Annotated in this window: 16 protein-coding genes; 14 read left to right on the forward strand and 2 right to left on the reverse strand. The window is 67.5% G+C overall.

All coding sequences use genetic code 11. The annotated features are described in order from the left end of the window. The first annotated feature begins 99 nt into the window (after nucleotides 1-99). From M8A51_RS02890 to M8A51_RS02925, 8 genes are all read left to right on the forward strand, one after another. The gene (locus M8A51_RS02890) at nucleotides 100-963 is read left to right on the forward strand and encodes an HlyC/CorC family transporter (protein ID WP_407062205.1); all 864 of its coding nucleotides are present in this window, start codon (nucleotides 100-102) and stop codon (nucleotides 961-963) included. Beyond that, entirely contained in the window at nucleotides 963-2,459 is a 1,497-nt protein-coding gene (lnt, locus tag M8A51_RS02895; RefSeq protein ID WP_251776628.1) for an apolipoprotein N-acyltransferase, read from the forward strand. Before M8A51_RS02890 ends, lnt begins: the two co-directional genes overlap by 1 nt. 100 nt (nucleotides 2,460-2,559) lie before the next feature. Continuing rightward, on the forward strand, nucleotides 2,560-3,468 hold the full coding sequence (gene glyQ, locus M8A51_RS02900) for a glycine--tRNA ligase subunit alpha (protein ID WP_251776629.1): 909 nt from the start codon (nucleotides 2,560-2,562) through the stop codon (nucleotides 3,466-3,468). Nucleotides 3,469-3,470: 2 nt separating this feature from the next. Continuing rightward, complete coding sequence (glyS, locus tag M8A51_RS02905; RefSeq protein ID WP_251776630.1) at nucleotides 3,471-5,576, forward strand: glycine--tRNA ligase subunit beta; 2,106 nt, start codon at nucleotides 3,471-3,473, stop codon at nucleotides 5,574-5,576. Between the two features lie 30 nt (nucleotides 5,577-5,606). Continuing rightward, complete coding sequence (gene gmhB / locus M8A51_RS02910; protein WP_251777023.1) at nucleotides 5,607-6,197, forward strand: D-glycero-beta-D-manno-heptose 1,7-bisphosphate 7-phosphatase; 591 nt, start codon at nucleotides 5,607-5,609, stop codon at nucleotides 6,195-6,197. Between the two features lie 215 nt (nucleotides 6,198-6,412). Further along, nucleotides 6,413-6,982: a D-glycero-beta-D-manno-heptose 1,7-bisphosphate 7-phosphatase gene (gene gmhB, locus M8A51_RS02915; RefSeq protein WP_251776631.1), complete on the forward strand. Its 570-nt coding sequence runs from the start codon at nucleotides 6,413-6,415 to the stop codon at nucleotides 6,980-6,982. Between the two features lie 14 nt (nucleotides 6,983-6,996). Then, entirely contained in the window at nucleotides 6,997-7,764 is a 768-nt protein-coding gene (locus M8A51_RS02920) for a lysophospholipid acyltransferase family protein (RefSeq protein WP_251777024.1), read from the forward strand. An 18-nt stretch (nucleotides 7,765-7,782) separates the two neighbouring features. Further along, nucleotides 7,783-8,712: a M48 family metallopeptidase gene (locus M8A51_RS02925; RefSeq protein ID WP_407062196.1), complete on the forward strand. Its 930-nt coding sequence runs from the start codon at nucleotides 7,783-7,785 to the stop codon at nucleotides 8,710-8,712. Between the two features lie 4 nt (nucleotides 8,713-8,716). Here the strand turns inward: M8A51_RS02925 and M8A51_RS02930 are convergent, their stop codons facing one another. Next, nucleotides 8,717-9,625, reverse strand: a complete 909-nt coding sequence (locus M8A51_RS02930) for a DMT family transporter (RefSeq protein ID WP_251776633.1) — start codon at nucleotides 9,623-9,625, stop codon at nucleotides 8,717-8,719. A gap of 112 nt (nucleotides 9,626-9,737) precedes the next feature. On the opposite strand from M8A51_RS02930, the gene M8A51_RS02935 reads away from it, so the two are divergent. Then, a complete protein-coding gene (locus tag M8A51_RS02935) occupies nucleotides 9,738-10,625 on the forward strand; it encodes a LysR family transcriptional regulator (protein WP_251776634.1) in 888 nt (295 codons plus the stop codon). Between the two features lie 35 nt (nucleotides 10,626-10,660). On the opposite strand, the gene M8A51_RS02940 is transcribed toward M8A51_RS02935, so the two are convergent. Then, entirely contained in the window at nucleotides 10,661-11,716 is a 1,056-nt protein-coding gene (locus M8A51_RS02940; RefSeq protein ID WP_251776635.1) for an MBL fold metallo-hydrolase, read from the reverse strand. A gap of 41 nt (nucleotides 11,717-11,757) precedes the next feature. Between M8A51_RS02940 and M8A51_RS02945 the strand changes: the two genes are divergently transcribed. The 5 genes from M8A51_RS02945 to aceK all read left to right on the forward strand — a co-directional run bounded on the left by M8A51_RS02945 (nucleotide 11,758) and on the right by aceK (nucleotide 16,534). Then, nucleotides 11,758-12,192, forward strand: coding sequence for a MerR family transcriptional regulator (locus M8A51_RS02945; protein ID WP_251776636.1), 435 nt, complete (start codon nucleotides 11,758-11,760; stop codon nucleotides 12,190-12,192). Between the two features lie 71 nt (nucleotides 12,193-12,263). Next, nucleotides 12,264-12,731, forward strand: coding sequence for a PaaI family thioesterase (locus M8A51_RS02950; RefSeq protein ID WP_251776637.1), 468 nt, complete (start codon nucleotides 12,264-12,266; stop codon nucleotides 12,729-12,731). 12 nt (nucleotides 12,732-12,743) lie between these two features. Then, entirely contained in the window at nucleotides 12,744-13,922 is a 1,179-nt protein-coding gene (locus M8A51_RS02955) for an isovaleryl-CoA dehydrogenase (protein WP_251776638.1), read from the forward strand. Nucleotides 13,923-14,015: 93 nt separating this feature from the next. Beyond that, nucleotides 14,016-14,714, forward strand: coding sequence for a carbonate dehydratase (gene can, locus M8A51_RS02960; RefSeq protein ID WP_251776639.1), 699 nt, complete (start codon nucleotides 14,016-14,018; stop codon nucleotides 14,712-14,714). Then, nucleotides 14,714-16,534: a bifunctional isocitrate dehydrogenase kinase/phosphatase gene (aceK, locus tag M8A51_RS02965; protein ID WP_251776640.1), complete on the forward strand. Its 1,821-nt coding sequence runs from the start codon at nucleotides 14,714-14,716 to the stop codon at nucleotides 16,532-16,534. Before can ends, aceK begins: the two co-directional genes overlap by 1 nt. Nucleotides 16,535-16,559: the final 25 nt, after the last annotated feature.

A 16,559-nucleotide genomic window follows, 5' to 3' on the forward strand; every position in this document is an offset into this window, starting at 1 on the left:
CGGGGAGAGGCAGGTTTCGTGCCCGAACGGTCGTGCCGCGGGTAGTGGCGGTCGAGGGCGTGGGGTATCCTTGCGGTTCCGCAACTACGACGCATGCTTGTGTCCGAACCGCACCCGAGTCGCGCGCACCGCGTTGGTGACAAGCGTACTCTCTTCGAACGCCTGGTCGAGCTGATTTCTCCCGGGCCGGATTCCAAGGACGAGCTGATCGAGACCCTCGCGGAGGCCGAAGACCGCGAGCTGATCGAGCCGGAATCCCGGCTCATGCTCGAAGGGGTGTTGCGGATGGCGGACATGACCGCCGGCGACGTGATGGTTGCCGCGCCCCGCATGGATCTGCTCGATATCGATTCGCCCTATGACGAGCTGCTGGGCGTCGTGATCGACACCGGGCATTCGCGTTTTCCCGTCTACGAAGACCATCGCGAGAACATCATCGGCATTCTGATGGCCAAGGATCTGCTCAAGCTGCAGCGCGCCCCGGAACTGAACCTGCGCACGCTGCTGCGCCCGACCATCTTCGTGCCCGAGTCCAAGCGCCTGAACGAGCTGCTGCGCGATTTCCGCTCCAATCGCAATCACCTGGCGATCGTGATCGACGAGTTCGGCAAGACGGCCGGGCTGATCACGATCGAGGACGTGCTGGAAGAGATCGTCGGCGAAATCGAAGACGAGTTCGACGACGATGACGCCCCCACCGGCATCTACACGCTGGCCGACGGCAGCCACCGGGTCGCGGGCGACGCCGACATCGAGGCTGTCAACGGCTTTTTCGGCACCGAATTGCCGGAGCAGGACTTCGACACCATCGGTGGGCTGATTGCCCACGAGCTGGGCCACGTGCCGCGCCGCGGCGAGCTGGCCGAGATCGCCGGCCTGCGGTTTTCGGTGATGTTCACGCGAGCCGGTGCGGTGCGCTGGTTCAAGGTCACCCGCATCCCCGCCGCCACGGCCGACCACTGATGCGCCGCTGGGCCGACCTGCTGATCGCCGCGCTGGCCGGCGCTGCCCACGCGCTGGCGTTCGGCAATGCCGCGCTGTGGTGGCTGCAGCTGCTGGCGCTGGCGGTGCTGGTCTGGCGTGTCAACGGCGCCGCCCGCCCCGCCCGTGCCGCCTTGCTGGGCTGGATCTTCGGCACCGCCTGGCTGGTCGGGGGCACTTGGTGGCTGTTCGTCAGCATGCACCGCTACGGCGGGCTGCCGGCGTGGCTGGCCGGCCTGGCGGTGCTGCTGCTGGCGGGTTTCCTGTCGCTGTACCTGGCGCTCGCGCTGTGGTGGTACGTGCGCTCGTCGGCGCGCACGCGGCTGTGGTCGCCGGTGCTGTTCGCGGCCGTCTGGCTGCTGGCCGAACTGGCGCGCGGCGTGCTGTTCACCGGGTTCCCGTGGGTGGCGTCCGGCTATGCGCACGTCGATGGGCCGTTGGGGACGCTGGCGCCGTATGTCGGCGTCTACGGCATCGGTTTCATCGCCGCCTGGATCGCCGCGGCGGCCGCCAAGCTGATCGGCTCCGGCTCGCGCCCCCGCGGCTGGGCACCGCTGCTGACGGCACTGCTGCTGTGCGTCGTGGCCTCGGCCGTGCCACACGACTTCACGGTGCCGACGCGCACCTTGACCGTGACGCTGCTGCAGGGCAACGTGCCGCAGGACGAGAAGTTCTCGCAGGAGCACCTGCCGCGCGTGCTGGAGTGGTATGCCGAAGAGCTCGAAGCTGCCACCGCCGACCTGGTCGTGACGCCTGAAACCGCGATTCCGCTGCTGCCCCAGCAACTGCCCCCGCGCTACTGGGAGGGGCGCGAACTGCATTTCGCACAGAGCGAGACCGCCGCGCTGATCGGCATCCCGCTCGGCGATTTCGTCGAGGGCTACACCAACTCGGTGGTCGGCCTGAAGAACACCCGGGCGCCGCACTACCGCTACGACAAGTTCCACCTGGTGCCCTTCGGCGAGTTCATCCCGTTCGGCTTTCGCTGGTTCGTCCAGATGATGAACATCCCGCTGGGCGACTTCGATCGCGGGCCGCTGAACCCGCCGTCGTTCGAGGTGCTCGGCGAGCGCATCGCACCGAACATCTGCTACGAGGACCTGTTCGGCGAGGAGCTGGCGGCGAGATTCGTCGTGCCTTCGCAGGCGCCGACGATGTTCGTGAACGTCAGCAACATCGGCTGGTTCGGCGACACGGTGGCGGTGCAGCAGCACCTGCAGATCTCGCGCATGCGCGCACTGGAATTCCAGCTTCCGATGCTGCGCGCGACCAACACCGGCGCGACCGCGATCATCGACCACACCGGCCGTGTGGTGCAGGAGCTGGCGCCCTTCACCCGCGGCGTGCTCACCGGCCCGGTACACGGCCGCGCCGGGCTGACGCCCTTCGCCCAGTGGGCCTCGCGCGCCGGCCTGTGGCCGTTGGTCGTGCTGGGCGTCGCACTGCTGGCGCTGTCGGCCCTGTGGCGCCGCCGTTGAAGCGCGGCGGCGCCTCGTTCGCCAATAGAATCAAGCGTTTACCGTCGCACGCTGCGGCTTTTCGGCGTGCGGGCACCGTTTCCACTCCAACACCAAGACGATGCTGACCTTCCAGCAAATCATCCTGCGTCTGCAGGAGTACTGGGCCGCCCAAGGCTGCGCCCTGCTGCAGCCCTACGACATGGAAGTGGGCGCGGGTACCAGCCACACCGCGACCTTTCTGCGAGCCCTCGGGCCGGAGCCGTGGCGCGCCGCCTACGTGCAGCCGAGCCGCCGTCCCAAGGATGGCCGCTATGGCGAGAACCCGAACCGCCTGCAGCACTACTACCAGTACCAGGTCGTGCTGAAGCCGGCGCCGGCCAACATCCTGGAGCTCTACCTCGGCTCGCTCGAGGCGCTGGGTTTCGACTTGAAAAAGAACGACGTCCGCTTCGTCGAGGACGACTGGGAGAACCCGACGCTCGGCGCCTGGGGTCTGGGCTGGGAGGTCTGGCTCAACGGCATGGAGGTGACGCAGTTCACCTATTTCCAGCAGGTCGGCGGCATCGACTGCAAGCCGATCACCGGCGAGATCACGTACGGCCTGGAGCGTCTGGCGATGTATCTGCAGGGCGTCGAGAACGTCTACGACCTGGCCTGGACCGAGGGCTTGAGCTACCGCGACGTCTACCACCAGAACGAGGTGGAGCAGTCGACCTATAACTTCGAACACAGCGACGTCGACTTCCTGCTCGCAGCCTTCGGCGCGCATGAGAAGCAGGCCAGGCACCTGACGGAGCAACAACTGGCTCTGCCGGCCTACGAGCAGGTGCTGAAGGCCGCGCATACTTTCAACCTGCTCGATGCACGCGGTGCCATCAGCGTGACCGAGCGCGCTGCCTATATCGGCCGCATCCGCAACCTGGCGCGCAGCGTCGCGCAGAGCTACTACGAGAGCCGCGAACGGCTCGGTTTCCCGATGGCCCCCCGTGAATGGGTGGCGCAGTTGCCCGCGAAGAAGGCCGCCTGACCATGACCAAGAACCTTCTCGTCGAACTGTTTGTCGAGGAACTGCCGCCGAAGGCGCTGAAGAAGCTGGGCGAGGCGTTTGCATCGGCGTTGAGCGAAAGCCTGCGCGGCCAGGGATTGGTCGGCGGGCAGGGCACGACCGTCGCCTACGCGTCGCCCCGCCGGCTCGCTGCGCTGGTGCCCGCCGTCGCCTCGCGTGCGGCTGACCGGGCCGTGCAGCAGAAGCTGATGCCGGTGAGCGTCGGCCTCGATGCGCAGGGCCAGCCGACGCCCGCGCTGTTGAAGAAGCTCACCGCGCTCGGTGCCGATGCCTCGGTCGTGCCGCAACTCACCCGCGCGGTGGACGGCAAGGCGGAAGCGCTGTTCTACGACAGCGTGGTGCCCGGCGCCACGCTGCTGGAAGGCCTGCAGAAAGCGCTGGAGGACGCGCTCGCCAAGCTGCCGATCCCCAAGGTCATGACCTACCAGCTGGCCGATGGCTGGAGCAGCGTGAACTTCGTGCGCCCGGCCCACGGCCTGGTGGCGCTGTATGGCGACGAGGTGGTGCCGGTCAGCGCGCTCGGCCTGCAGGCCGGCCGCAACACGCATGGCCACCGCTTCGAGGCGCTGCGCGACCCGGTCGTGTTGAAGCATGCCGACAGCTACGCCGAGCAGCTCGAGGCCGAGGGTGCGGTGATCGCCAGTTTCGAAACGCGCCGCGCCGAGATCGTGCGGCAGCTGCAGGCCGCTGCGCAGCAGGTCGGCGGCGGCGTGCAGCCGATCGACGACGGCGCGTTGCTCGATGAGGTGACCGCACTGGTCGAGCGGCCCAACGTGCTGGTCGGCGAGTTCGAGGCCGAATTCCTCGACGTGCCGCAGGAATGCCTCATCCTGACGATGAAGGCCAACCAGAAGTACTTCCCGCTGCTCGACGCCGCCGGCAAGCTGACCCACCGCTTCCTGGTGGTCAGCAACATCCGCCCGGAAGACCCGAGCGCGGTGATCGGCGGCAACGAGCGGGTCGTGCGCCCGCGGCTGGCCGATGCCAAGTTCTTCTTCGACCAGGACCGCAAGAAGACGCTGGCCTCGCGCGTGCCGGGCCTGGCGAAGGTGGTCTACCACAACAAGCTCGGCACCCAGGGCGAACGCACTGAACGGGTACAGGCGATCGCGCGGGCCATCGGTGAGCAGCTCGGCGGCCCGGTGCTGGCCGAACGGGCCGGCCAGGCCGCCGTGCTCGCCAAGGCCGACCTGTTGACCGACATGGTGGGCGAGTTTCCCGAGCTGCAGGGCGTCATGGGCGCCTACTACGCGAAGCACGACGGGCTCGACGACGAGGTCGCCGGCGCGATCGAAGACCACTACAAGCCGCGCTTCGCCGGCGACGACCTGCCGCGCCATGCGCTCGGCGTTGTGGTGGCGCTGGCCGACAAGCTGGAAACCCTGGTCGGCCTGTTCGGCGTCGGCCAGGTGCCGACGGGCGACAAGGACCCGTTCGCGCTGCGCCGGCACGCGCTCGGCGTGGTCCGCATGCTGAGCGAGAAACAGCTGCCGCTGGCACTCGACGTGCTGCTGCAGCAAGCAGCCAGCGCGTTCGGCGGCCGCCTCACCGAGCCCACCGCACCGCTCGCCGAGTTCATCTACGACCGGTTGAGCAGCAGTTTGCGTGAGCAGGGCTACACCGCGCAGGAGGTCGATGCCGTACTCGCACTGCGCCCGGTGCATCTGGCCGACGTGCCCAAGCGGCTGCAGGCCGTGCGCGCCTTCGCGTCTCTGCCCGAGGCCGAAAGCCTGGCCGCCGCGAACAAGCGGGTCGGCAACATCCTGAAGAAGGCTGAACAGACGGTGGTGCCGCAGGTCGATGCCGCGCTGCTGCGCGAGCCGGCCGAGCAAGCGCTGGCCGAAGCGCTGCAGGGCGTGCGCGGGCCTGCCGATGCCGCTTTCGAGCGCAGCGACTACGCGGTGTCGCTGCAGACGCTCGCGGTGTTGAAGGCGCCGGTCGATGCCTTTTTCGACCAGGTGATGGTCAATGCCGAAGACGCCGCGTTGCGTGCCAACCGGCTCGGCCTGCTGGCAACGCTGCACGCGGCGATGAACCGTGTGGCCGACCTGTCGAAGCTCGCGAGCTGATTGCCAAGGAGTCACTGCGTGGAACGTGCGATGAAGCTGGTGGTGTTGGGGCGCGACGGCGTCATCAACCGCTATCGCGACGAGCACGTGGCCACGCCGCAGGAATGGGAGCCGCTGCCCGGGGCCCTGGAGGCCGTCGCGCGGCTGAATCATGCCGGCTGGCATGTCGTCATTGCGACCAACCAGCCGGGGCTCGGTAGCGGCCTGCTCGACATGGCCGGGCTCAACGCCGTGCACCGCCACATGAACGAGCTGCTCGCACAGCATGGAGCCCGAGTCGACGCGGTTTTCATCTGCCCGCACACCGTGGCCGACGCTTGCGACTGCCGCAAGCCGGCGCCGGGGCTGCTGCTCAAGATCGGCGAGCGCTTCGGGGTCGACCTGGCACAGGTGGTGGTGGCTGGCGACACCGTGCGCGACCTGCAGGCCGCGCATGCGGCCGGCTGCGAGCCGCATCTGGTGCTCAGCGGGCGCAGCAGCCTGCTGAGCCTGGAAGAGGCCGAACAACTGACCGTGCAGGTACCCGGCAGCCGCGTGCACGCCGACCTGGATGCGCTGGCCGCCCACCTGGTGCAGCGGGATCATCCGGGGCGCGACTCGGGGTTTGGCGGGTTGAAATGAACCACCCCCTACCGGCTTCGCCGGCCCCCTCAAGGGGGCGGCTCTGGCGGACCGGCGGAGCCGGATCCGCGGCGCCACTGGGCGGTGACGCGCGATCTTGGGAGCCGTGTGCACTTGTGTGGTGCCGTGAAGCAGGCGGGCCTCGATCAAGATGGGCTGCTTGGACACGTGGCGGTAACAGGCCGATTTTGGACAGCTTGCGTTCTTGCTGAATCATGAAGCTGGTCATCCTCGATCGTGACGGGACGCTCAATGAAGACCGCGACGACTTCGTGAAGTCGCCGGACGAATGGGTGCCGCTGCCGGGGGCATTGGAGGCGGTGGCGCGGCTCAACCGGGCGGGCTGGAAGGCGGTGGTCGCGACCAACCAGTCGGGGTTGGCGCGCGGCCTGTTCGACAGAGCGGCACTGGACGCCATGCACGCCAAGATGAATCAGCTGCTGGCGCAGCACGGCGGGCGTGTCGAGGCGGTCTATTTCTGCCCGCACGGGCCGGGCGAGGGCTGCGACTGCCGCAAGCCCTTGCCGGGCCTGTTCCGCCGCATCGGCGAGGACCTGCAGATCGACCTGCGCGGGGTGCCGACCGTCGGCGACACGCTGCGCGACCTGCAAGCCGGCGCGGCGCTCGGTTGCGAGACGCACCTGGTGCTCACCGGCAAGGCGGCCAGGCTCGATGCGGCAGGCGTCGACGCGGTGTGCCGCGGTGTGCCGGGCACCACCGTGCACGCCAGCCTGTCGGCGTTTGCCGATGCATTGATCGGGCGCGACGCGCCCGCGTGCCGGTAAGGCCTGTCTCGATGCTGCTGTTCCTGCGGTCCCTGCTGTACCTGCTGTGGCTGACCGCCACCGTGATGCCTTACGCCATCGTCGTGCTGATCGTCTCGATCTTCGTGCGCGGCGCACCGCTGTACTGGCTGTGCGTCGGCTGGATCCGCACCGCGCTGTTCGGGGCGCGCTGGATCTGCGGCATCCGCGAGCGCGTGCAGGGGATGGAACACCTGCCGGACGGGCCGTGCATTCTGCTCCCCAAGCACCAGTCGGCCTGGGAGACGCTGGCGTTTCCGTCGCTGATGCCGCGGCCGCTGTGCTATGTGTTCAAGCGCGAGCTGCTGTACGTGCCGTTCTTCGGCTGGGCGCTGGGCCGGCTGGACATGGTGCACATCGACCGCAGCAGGCGCACCGAGGCCTGGAACAAGGTGGCCGAGCAGGGCCGCAAGTACATGGCCGACGGCAACTGGGTGATCATGTTCCCGGAGGGCACGCGCACGCGTCGCGGCGATCAGGGCATCTACAAGGCGGGCGGTGCGCGCCTGGCGATCGCGACCGGCGTGCCGGTGGTGCCGATCGCCGTCACGTCGGCGCGCTGCTGGCCGCGCCAGGCGTTCATCAAGCGGCCGGGGCTGATCGACGTCTCGATCGGCCAGCCGATACCGTCCACCGGCCGCGATGCGGACGAGCTGATGCGCGAGGTGGAGGTCTGGATCGAGGCCGAAATGCGGCGGCTCGATCCCGAGGCCTATCCGGTGCCGACCCTCGGCACCGGCGGTGCTGCATCGAAGCAGGCTTGAGTTCTATACTCCGCGGCCATGGCACGCAGCAAGGCAAGCAATCTCGACGCAACGCAGTTGAGCTTGCCCTTTTCCTCGCTCGACGCAGCGCCGGCACCGGCGTTCGTCGCATCACCGGCAAGCGAGCCGTCGGCCAGCCCGCCGGCCGCACCGGTGATCGAGCCGCCGGCACACAGCCATCTCTCCCCGGTCGAATTCCGCCATGTCAGCGCCAGCCACGATCTGCGCATCGACGGACACCTGGTCGCCTACGAACTGAAGCGCGCCAAGCGCCGCTCGATCGGTTTCGTCGTCGGGCCCGACGGCCTGAGCGTCAGCGCTCCGCGCTGGGTCGGCCTGGCCGAGATCGAATCGGCGCTGCGCGAGAAGGGCGGATGGATCCTGCGCAAGCTGGCCGAGCAGGCCGAGCGCAACAAGCGGCTGCAGCAGGCGCGCGTCGAATGGAGCGACGGCACTGCGCTGCCCTTTCTCGGCGAGACCGTGATCGTGGTGCTCGACCCGCGTGCGACCGGCGCCGTGCTCAACAGCGCCGCTGACGCGCTGCCGGGCGTGCCGAAACTCACGCTGCATGTCGGCTTGCCGCAGCAGGCATCGCCCGAGCAGATCCGCGATGCGGTGCAGAGCTGGCTGCAGCGCCAGGCGCGCCGCGTGTTCGAAGAACGCTGCCAGCATTACGCGCAGCGCCTCGGCGTGGCCTATACCCGCCTGGCGCTGTCGTCGGCACAGACGCGCTGGGGCAGCGCTTCGGTCGACGGGTCGATCCGGCTGAACTGGCGTCTGATCCACTTCGCGATGCCGACCATCGACTATGTCGTTGCGCATGAACTGGCCCACCTGCGCGAGATGAACCACAGCCCGCGTTTCTGGGACGTGGTGCGTTCGGTGATGCCTGACTACGAGCAGGTGCGCGGCACGCTCAAGGACACGGTGCTGCCGGTCCTGGACTGACGGGTCATCGCTGGCTCGACGCCAGCATCACGCCGACCACCGCGATGGCGCCGCCGACCAGCATGCTGGGCAGCAGCGGCTCGTCCAGCAGCAGCACGCCGAAGCAGGCGCCGAACACCGGGACCAGGTTGTTGAAGACCACCGTGCGCGCCGCACCCAGCCGTTGCACGCCCTGGTAGTACCAGACGAACGCCAGCGCGGTGCCCAGCACGCCCAGGTAGAGCGCCGAGATGGCGACGGCGGGCGTGAAGGCCTCGGCATGCAACCGCGGCAGGTCGAACAGCGCGACGGCCGCCAGCATCGCGGTGCCCCAGAGCGAGGCGTAGGTCGTGGCTGCCAACGGCGTCAGGCCCTTGAGCGCCACCCGGCCGATCAGCGTATAGGCGGCCCATGCGCAGACGCCGACGAACATCAGCCCTTCGCCGATGCCGACCGACTGCCCCAGCGAGGCGCCGAGCTGCCCGCGGGAAATGACGGTCCAGACCCCGGCCAGTGCGATGGCGACGCCGAGCCAGCGGCGCCAGCTCAGCCGCTCGTGCAGCAGCAGCGCCCCGGCAGCGATCGTCACGACCGGGTTGAGCGCGATGATCAGCGACGTCCGGCTGGCCGGCAGATGCGACAGGGCCCCCAGGAAACACAGGTTGTAGGCAAAGATGCCGGTGGCACCCAGCCCCAGCGTGGCCAGCACCTGGCGGCGGTCGAGCCGCGGCAGGCCGCCTTCCAGCCAGCGTGCGGCCACGAGCAGCGCGATGCAGGCCACCGTGTAGCGCAGCACCGAGCCCACCGCAGGCGGCACCTGCAGCGCCATCACCCGGCCGGCGATGAAGGTGCCGCCCCAGATGGCGGGGACGGCGACGAGGCGCAGATACAAAGGCCAGAGCCGGCCGCTGCCGGGCGTGAGCACCGCGCTCATGCGTCCGGCTCCGTGTGAAGTGAGGTCATGATCGAAAGGCGGCAGAAGGTGTCCGATGAGTTTATGCTTTTGTGATCTCATAGTGAAATGAGCGAAAACTCATGACTCTGCCATGACCTTCACCCAACTGGAAGTCATCGTGACCCTCGCGCAGGCGCGCAGCTTCTCGCGTGCGGCGGCGCTGCTCGGCATCACCCAATCGGCGGTCAGCCATGCGCTGCGCTCGCTGGAAAAAGAGCTGGGCGTGACGCTGTTCCTGCGCGAACGCGCCGAGCCGGAGCTGACCCCGGCCGGCGCGCGGCTGCTGGCGCGTGCACACGAGATCCGCGCTCTGCACGAAGCGCTGATCCAGGACGCGAAGGACGCACAAGGCCTGCGCGAAGGCGTGCTGCGTGTCGGCTCGTTCGGCTTCACGTCCAGCCTGCGCATCCTGCCGGAGCTGCTGCTGCGGTTCAGGGAGCAGCATCCCGGCATCGAGGTCTACGTCGACGAGGACGGCGACGACACCGTCGTGCAGTGGCTGACCGAGCGGCGCGTCGAGATCGGCTTTGTCGTGCTGCCCGACGAACGCTTCGAGACGGTGCCGCTGGTCGAGGACGAGTTCGTGGTGTTGCTGCCCCAGGGGCATGCGTTGGCGCGCAAGGCCGCTGTCGCCGTACCGGATCTGACCGACCTGCCTTTCGTGCTGACCGAGGCCGGCTGCGGCGAACTGATCCGCAGCCTGCTGGAATCGGGCGGGGCGCGGCCGCGCATCCTGTATCGCTTTCCGCAGCTGCTGTCGATCCTGGGCTTCGTCGAGCGCGGGCTGGCGGTATCGGTGGCGGCGCGGCTGGCGCTGCCCGACCACCACCCCGGCGTGGTGTACCGCCCGCTCGCGCCACGGGCCCCACGCCGGGTGGGACTGGCCGTGCGCGACATGGCCAAGCTGTCGCCGGCGGCGCAGGCCTTCGTGAAAGTGGCGCGGGAGATGTATGGCGGGCGCAGGCTGCGGGCGGCCTGAGGGGCCGGCCCTCGGGGTTGCCCGTGCGCCCGCGTTCAGGCCGGCACGAAGCGGTGCACGCCGTCGTCTGCGGTCGTGCGCTTCAGCTGGCCGCCGTGCCACAGCGCATGCAGGTGTGCGATCGCCTCGCCCATCGCGAAGGTGGTCTGGTGCAGGTCGAGCTTGCGCTTGAACAGCACCGGCAGGATGTCCGCGGCGCTGCACGGGGATGCTGCGCAGGCGGCACGCACTTCGGCAAAGCGTTCCGCATGGTGGTCCTGCAACTGCTGCACGCGCTCGTGCAGTCCGCGGAACGGGCGCCCGTGTGCCGGCAGCACCAGCGTGTCCTGCGGCAGCACGCGCAACCGCTCGATGGAGTCGAGGTACAGCGGCAGCGGATTGCCCTCGGGCTCGGCGTCGAACACGCTGACGTTGGTGGAAATGCGGGGCAGCAGCATGTCACCGGAGACGAGGACCTGCAGCGCATCGCAATACAGCGACATGTGCTCCGGCGCATGCCCGTAGCCGACTTTGCAGCGCCAGTTGCGCCCGCCGATCTCGACGTCCTGCCCGTCGAGCAGGCGGCGGAACTGCGGCGGCACCTGCGGCACCATCGACGCGTAGTAGTTCGAGCGCGCGCGCACCTTCGCGACCGCTTCCGCGTCGGTCAGGCCGTTGCTCGCAAAGAAGTTCGCGGCGGCCTCGCCGCCGTAGCCGGTGGTGCTCTGGCTCGCGATGCGGGCGGCGTTGTAGTCGGTCGCGCTGATCCACAGTCTGCATTGCCAGCGCTCCGTCAGCCAGTGCGCCAGGCCGATGTGGTCAGGGTGCATGTGGGTCACGATCACGCGCAGCACCGGCAGGCCGTCGAGTTCATGCTCGAAGACGCTGTCCCAGGCGCTGCGGGTGTCGTCGTCGGTGATGCCGCAGTCGACGATGGTCCAGCCGCTGCGGCCATCGATCTCATCGCGCAGCAGCCACAGGTTGATGTGGTCGAGCGCGAAGGGCAGACCCATGCGGACCCAGCGCACACCGGGCGCCACTTCCAGCGTGCGGCCGGGCGGGGGAAGCTGCTCGCCCAGCGGGTACTGCAGGCGTTGTTCGAGTGCGTTCATTGGCTACACTTTACGTAAACGTCAATCCAGTATAGGGAACCATGGCTGCTTCTGCTGTCTCCTTGGCGTCGCTCGCCACGCCCACTTACACCATCAGCGCCCTGGCGAAGGAGTTCGACCTGACGACGCGGGCGATCCGCTTCTACGAGGACTGCGGCCTGCTGAGCCCGGAGCGCAGCGGCCCGAGCGGGCGCAACCGCATCTACACCTCGCGTGACCGCACCCGGCTCAAGCTCACGCTGCGCGGCAAGCGCCTCGGCCTGAGTCTGGCCGAGATCAAGGAGCTGGTCGACATGTACGAGTCGCCCCGCGACACGGTGCCGCAGTTGAAGAAGTTCCTCGTCGTGCTGGCGGCCCACCGCGAGCAACTCGAGCAGCAACTGGCCGACCTGCAGATCACGCTGGAGGAAGTGCGCACTCATGAACGCGAGGCGCGCCGGCTGCTCGGGGAAAGCGAGAAGAAGAAAAAGGCCTGAGCCGGGCAGCCTCCGTCTAGAATTGACGTTTACGTCAACGTCAATTGCGCCTGCTTGCGGCGCCGACCACCGTGGACACACCAGGCACCGACTTCACTTGCGCCGACCCGGGCTACGTCGAACGGGTGCGCGGCTCCTTCGAGCGGCAGACCGTGATGGGCACGTTCGGCATTGCCTTGGTCGACGTCGCTCCCGGCCGCGTGGTGCTGGAAATGCCGCACCGCGCGGACCTGACGCAGCAGCATGGCTTCCTGCATGCCGGCGTGGTCTCCACCGCATTGGACTCCGCCTGCGGCTACGCTGCCTTCTCGCTGATGCCGGCCGATGCGGCCGTGCTGACGATCGAGTTCAAGGTCAACCTCGTTGCACCAGCCAGGGGCCCGGTTTTTCGTTTCGAGGGCACGGTCATCAAGCCGGGCCGCACGATCACCGTGGTCGAAGGGCGCGCGATCGAGCGCGGCGACAAGGGCGAGCGCCTGGTGGCGACCATGACGGCGACCGTCATGACCGTGCTCGGCCGCGTAGGCATCCATCATTGAAAGGTCTTTTCCATGCAACTGCCCGGACTCAACTTCCAGCTCGGCGAGGACATCGACGCCCTGCGTGACGCGGTGCGCGCGTTCGCCGAAGCCGAAATCGCACCCCGTGCGGCCGAGATCGATCGCAGCGACCAGTTCCCGATGGACCTGTGGCGCAAGATGGGCGAGGTCGGCGTGCTCGGCATCACGGTGGACGAGGAGTACGGCGGCGCCGCAATGGGCTACCTCGCGCACATGATCGCGATGGAGGAGATCAGCCGCGCGTCCGCTTCGGTGGGGCTGTCGTATGGCGCGCACTCCAACCTGTGCGTCAACCAGATTCGCCGCAACGGCACCGAGGCGCAGAAGAAGAAATACCTGCCCAGGCTGATTTCCGGTGAGCACGTCGGCGCGCTGGCGATGAGCGAGCCGGGCGCTGGCTCCGACGTCGTCAGCATGAAGCTGCGCGCCGAGGACAAGGGCGGCCACTACCTGCTCAACGGCAGCAAGATGTGGATCACCAACGGCCCGGACGCCGACACGCTGGTGGTCTACGCCAAGACCGAGCCCGAGTTGAACGCCCAGGGCATCACCGCCTTCCTGATCGAGAAAGGCATGAAGGGCTTTTCGATCGCGCAGAAACTGGACAAGCTGGGCATGCGCGGCAGCCACACCGGCGAGCTGGTGTTCCAGAACGTCGAGGTGCCGGCCGAGAACGTGCTCGGCAAGCTCAACGGCGGCGTCAAGGTGCTGATGAGCGGGCTGGACTACGAGCGGGCTGTGCTGGCGGCGGGCCCGATCGGCATCATGCAGGCGGTGATGGACAACGTGGTGCCCTACGTGCACGATCGCAAGCAGTTCGGCCGCAGTATCGGCGAGTTCCAGCTGATCCAGGGCAAGGTGGCCGACATGTACACGGTGCTGCAGGCCGCGCGCGCGTTCTGCTACACGGTCGGCAAGAACCTCGACCACCTGGGCACGGACCATGTGCGCCAGGTGCGCAAGGATTGCGCCGCCGTCATCCTGTGGTGCGCCGAGAAGGCCACCTGGATGGCCGGCGAGGGCATCCAGATCTTCGGCGGCAACGGCTACATCAACGAGTATCCGCTGGGCCGCCTGTGGCGCGATGCCAAGCTGTACGAGATCGGCGCAGGCACCAGCGAGATCCGGCGCATGCTGATCGGGCGGGAGCTGTTCACCGAAACGATGTGACACACGCAAGCTGAAACCGGTTGTTGCGGCGCGCTGCGTACACTGTGCACTGCAACACGGCGCCCGGTGGCGGGCGCATTCTGAGCACCGCGTATGAGCACACAACTGCAGGAACTTTTCGACAGCAACCGGGCCTGGGCACAGAGCCTGGAACAGCGCACGCCCGGGTTTTTCTCGCGCCTGCTCAAGCAGCAGGAGCCGCAATACCTGTGGATCGGCTGCGCCGACAGCCGCGTGCCGGCCAACGAAATCGTCGGGCTGCTGCCAGGTGAACTTTTCGTTCATCGAAATGTCGCGAACGTCGTGGTGCACTCCGACCTGAACTGCCTGTCGGTGATGCAGTTCGCGGTGGACCTGCTGAAGGTCAAGCACATCATGGTGGTGGGCCACTACGGCTGCAGCGGCGTGAAGGCCGCCATGAACGACGTGCGCGTCGGCATCGCGGACAACTGGCTGCGCCATGTGCAGGACGCGCGCAACAAGCACCAGCCCTGGCTCGACACCCTGACCGACGAGACCCAAAGACACAATGCGCTGTGCGAGCTGAACGTGCTGGAACAGGTGCTCAACGTCTGCCAGACCACGGTGGTGCGCGATGCCTGGCAGCGCGGCCAGGACGTGGTGGTGCATGGCTGGGTCTACGGCCTGCACAACGGGCTGCTGCAGGATCTGCGCATGACGGTCGGCAGCGCCGAGTCGGTGCAGGAGCAATACGTGGAGGCGCTGGCGCAGCTGCAGGGCCGGCACGACCGGCAGCGCGAGCTGGGGCTTGCGCCCGCTGCGGAGGGCTGATGTTTCCGCAGCAGCTGACCGACTCGAGAGCGTTCCGGATCGCGCAGACGCTGCTGGACGGCTTCAACCGCCACTACCGGCTGTTCCGCGAAGCGAGCGCGGCGGCCAAGCAGCGCTTCGAGGCGGCCGACTGGCAGGGCCAGCAGCGCGCCCAGCGCGAGCGCATCGTCTACTACGACCAGCGTGTCGACGAGGCGGTCGAGCGGCTGCAGACCGAACTCAAGGCGCACGAACTGCCGATGGACGTGTGGCAGCAGATCAAACTGCACTACATCGGTCTGCTGACCAACCATCTGCAGCCGGAACTGGCCGAGACCTTCTTCAACTCGGTGACGACGAAGATCCTGCACCGCAGCTATTTCCACAACGACTTCATCTTCGTGCGCCCGGCGATCTCGACCGAATACATCGAGACCGACGAACCCGGTTCGCTGCCGACCTTTCGCGCGTACTACCCGACGCGCGAGACGCTGCGTGAAACGCTGCATCGCATCGTCACCAACTTCCAGCTGCAGCGCGAGTTCGAAGACCTCGACCGCGACGTCGACCATGTGCTGCGCGCGGTATACCAGCAGTTCGGTGAGGTGCGCTTTCGCACCAATTTCCAGATCCAGGTGCTGTCGTCGCTGTTCTTCCGCAACAAGGGTGCTTACGTTGTCGGCAAGATCATCAACGGCTACCGCGAGACGGCCCTGGCCATTCCCATCCTGCACAACAGCAAGGGCCGGCTCTACATCGACGCGGCGCTGTTCGGCGAGGACGAGCTGCAGATGCTGTTCAGCTTCGCCCGGGCCTACTTCATGGTCGAGATGGAGATCCCGGCGGCGTATGTGCACTTCCTGCGCTCGCTGATGCCGCGCAAGCCGCGCTCGGAGATCTACAACGCGCTGGGACTGCACAAGCAGGGCAAGAACCTCTTCTACCGCGACTTCCTGTTCCACCTGCGCCATTCGAGCGACAGGTTCCGCATCGCGCCCGGCATCAAGGGCATGGTGATGCTGGTGTTCGACCTGCCGTCCTTCCCCTATGTGTTCAAGGTCATCAAGGATTTCTTCCCGCCGCAGAAGGACACGACGCGGGAACAGATCCAGGGCAAGTACCTGCTGGTGAAGCAGCACGACCGGGTCGGACGCATGGCCGACACGCTCGAATATTCCAACGTGGCCTTCCCGTACGAGCGCTTCGAGGAAGAGCTGGTGCAGGAGCTGCAGCACTACTGCCCCAGCCTGCTGGAGATCTCCGACCGCGACGGCGATGGCAAGACCGAGCTGATCCTCAAGCACGTCTACATCGAGCGGCGCATGATCCCGCTGAACATCTATCTGCAGGAAGGCACGCCCGAGCAGATCGAACATGCGGTGGTCGAGTACGGCAATGCGATCAAGGACCTGGTGGCCGCCAACATCTTCCCCGGCGACATGCTGTGGAAGAACTTCGGCGTCACGCGCAACGGCAAGGTGGTGTTCTACGATTACGACGAGATCGAGTACTTGACCGACTGCAACTTCCGCCGCGTGCCGCCGGCGCCCAACGAAGAGGCCGAGCTGTCCGGCGAGGTGTGGTACCCGGTGGGCCCGAAGGACATCTTCCCCGAGACCTTCGAGCCCTTCCTGCTCGGCAACGACCGCGTGCGCGAGGTTTTCATGCGCCACCATGCCGATCTGCTCGACCCGGGCTTCTGGCAGGGTCACAAGGAACGCATCCTGGCAGGGCATGTGCACGACGTGTTCCCGTACGACGCCGGCAAGCGGTTCGGTCCGCCTCACTCGCACCGGAAGGCGAAGACCGAAAGGCCTGCCGGCGAGCCGGTCGCGACCTGAGGCGTTGCCTGCGCCTGCATACATT

Source organism: Caldimonas mangrovi, assembly GCF_023721835.1.
GTDB classification, from domain to species: Bacteria; Pseudomonadota; Gammaproteobacteria; order Burkholderiales; family Burkholderiaceae_C; genus Caldimonas; species Caldimonas mangrovi.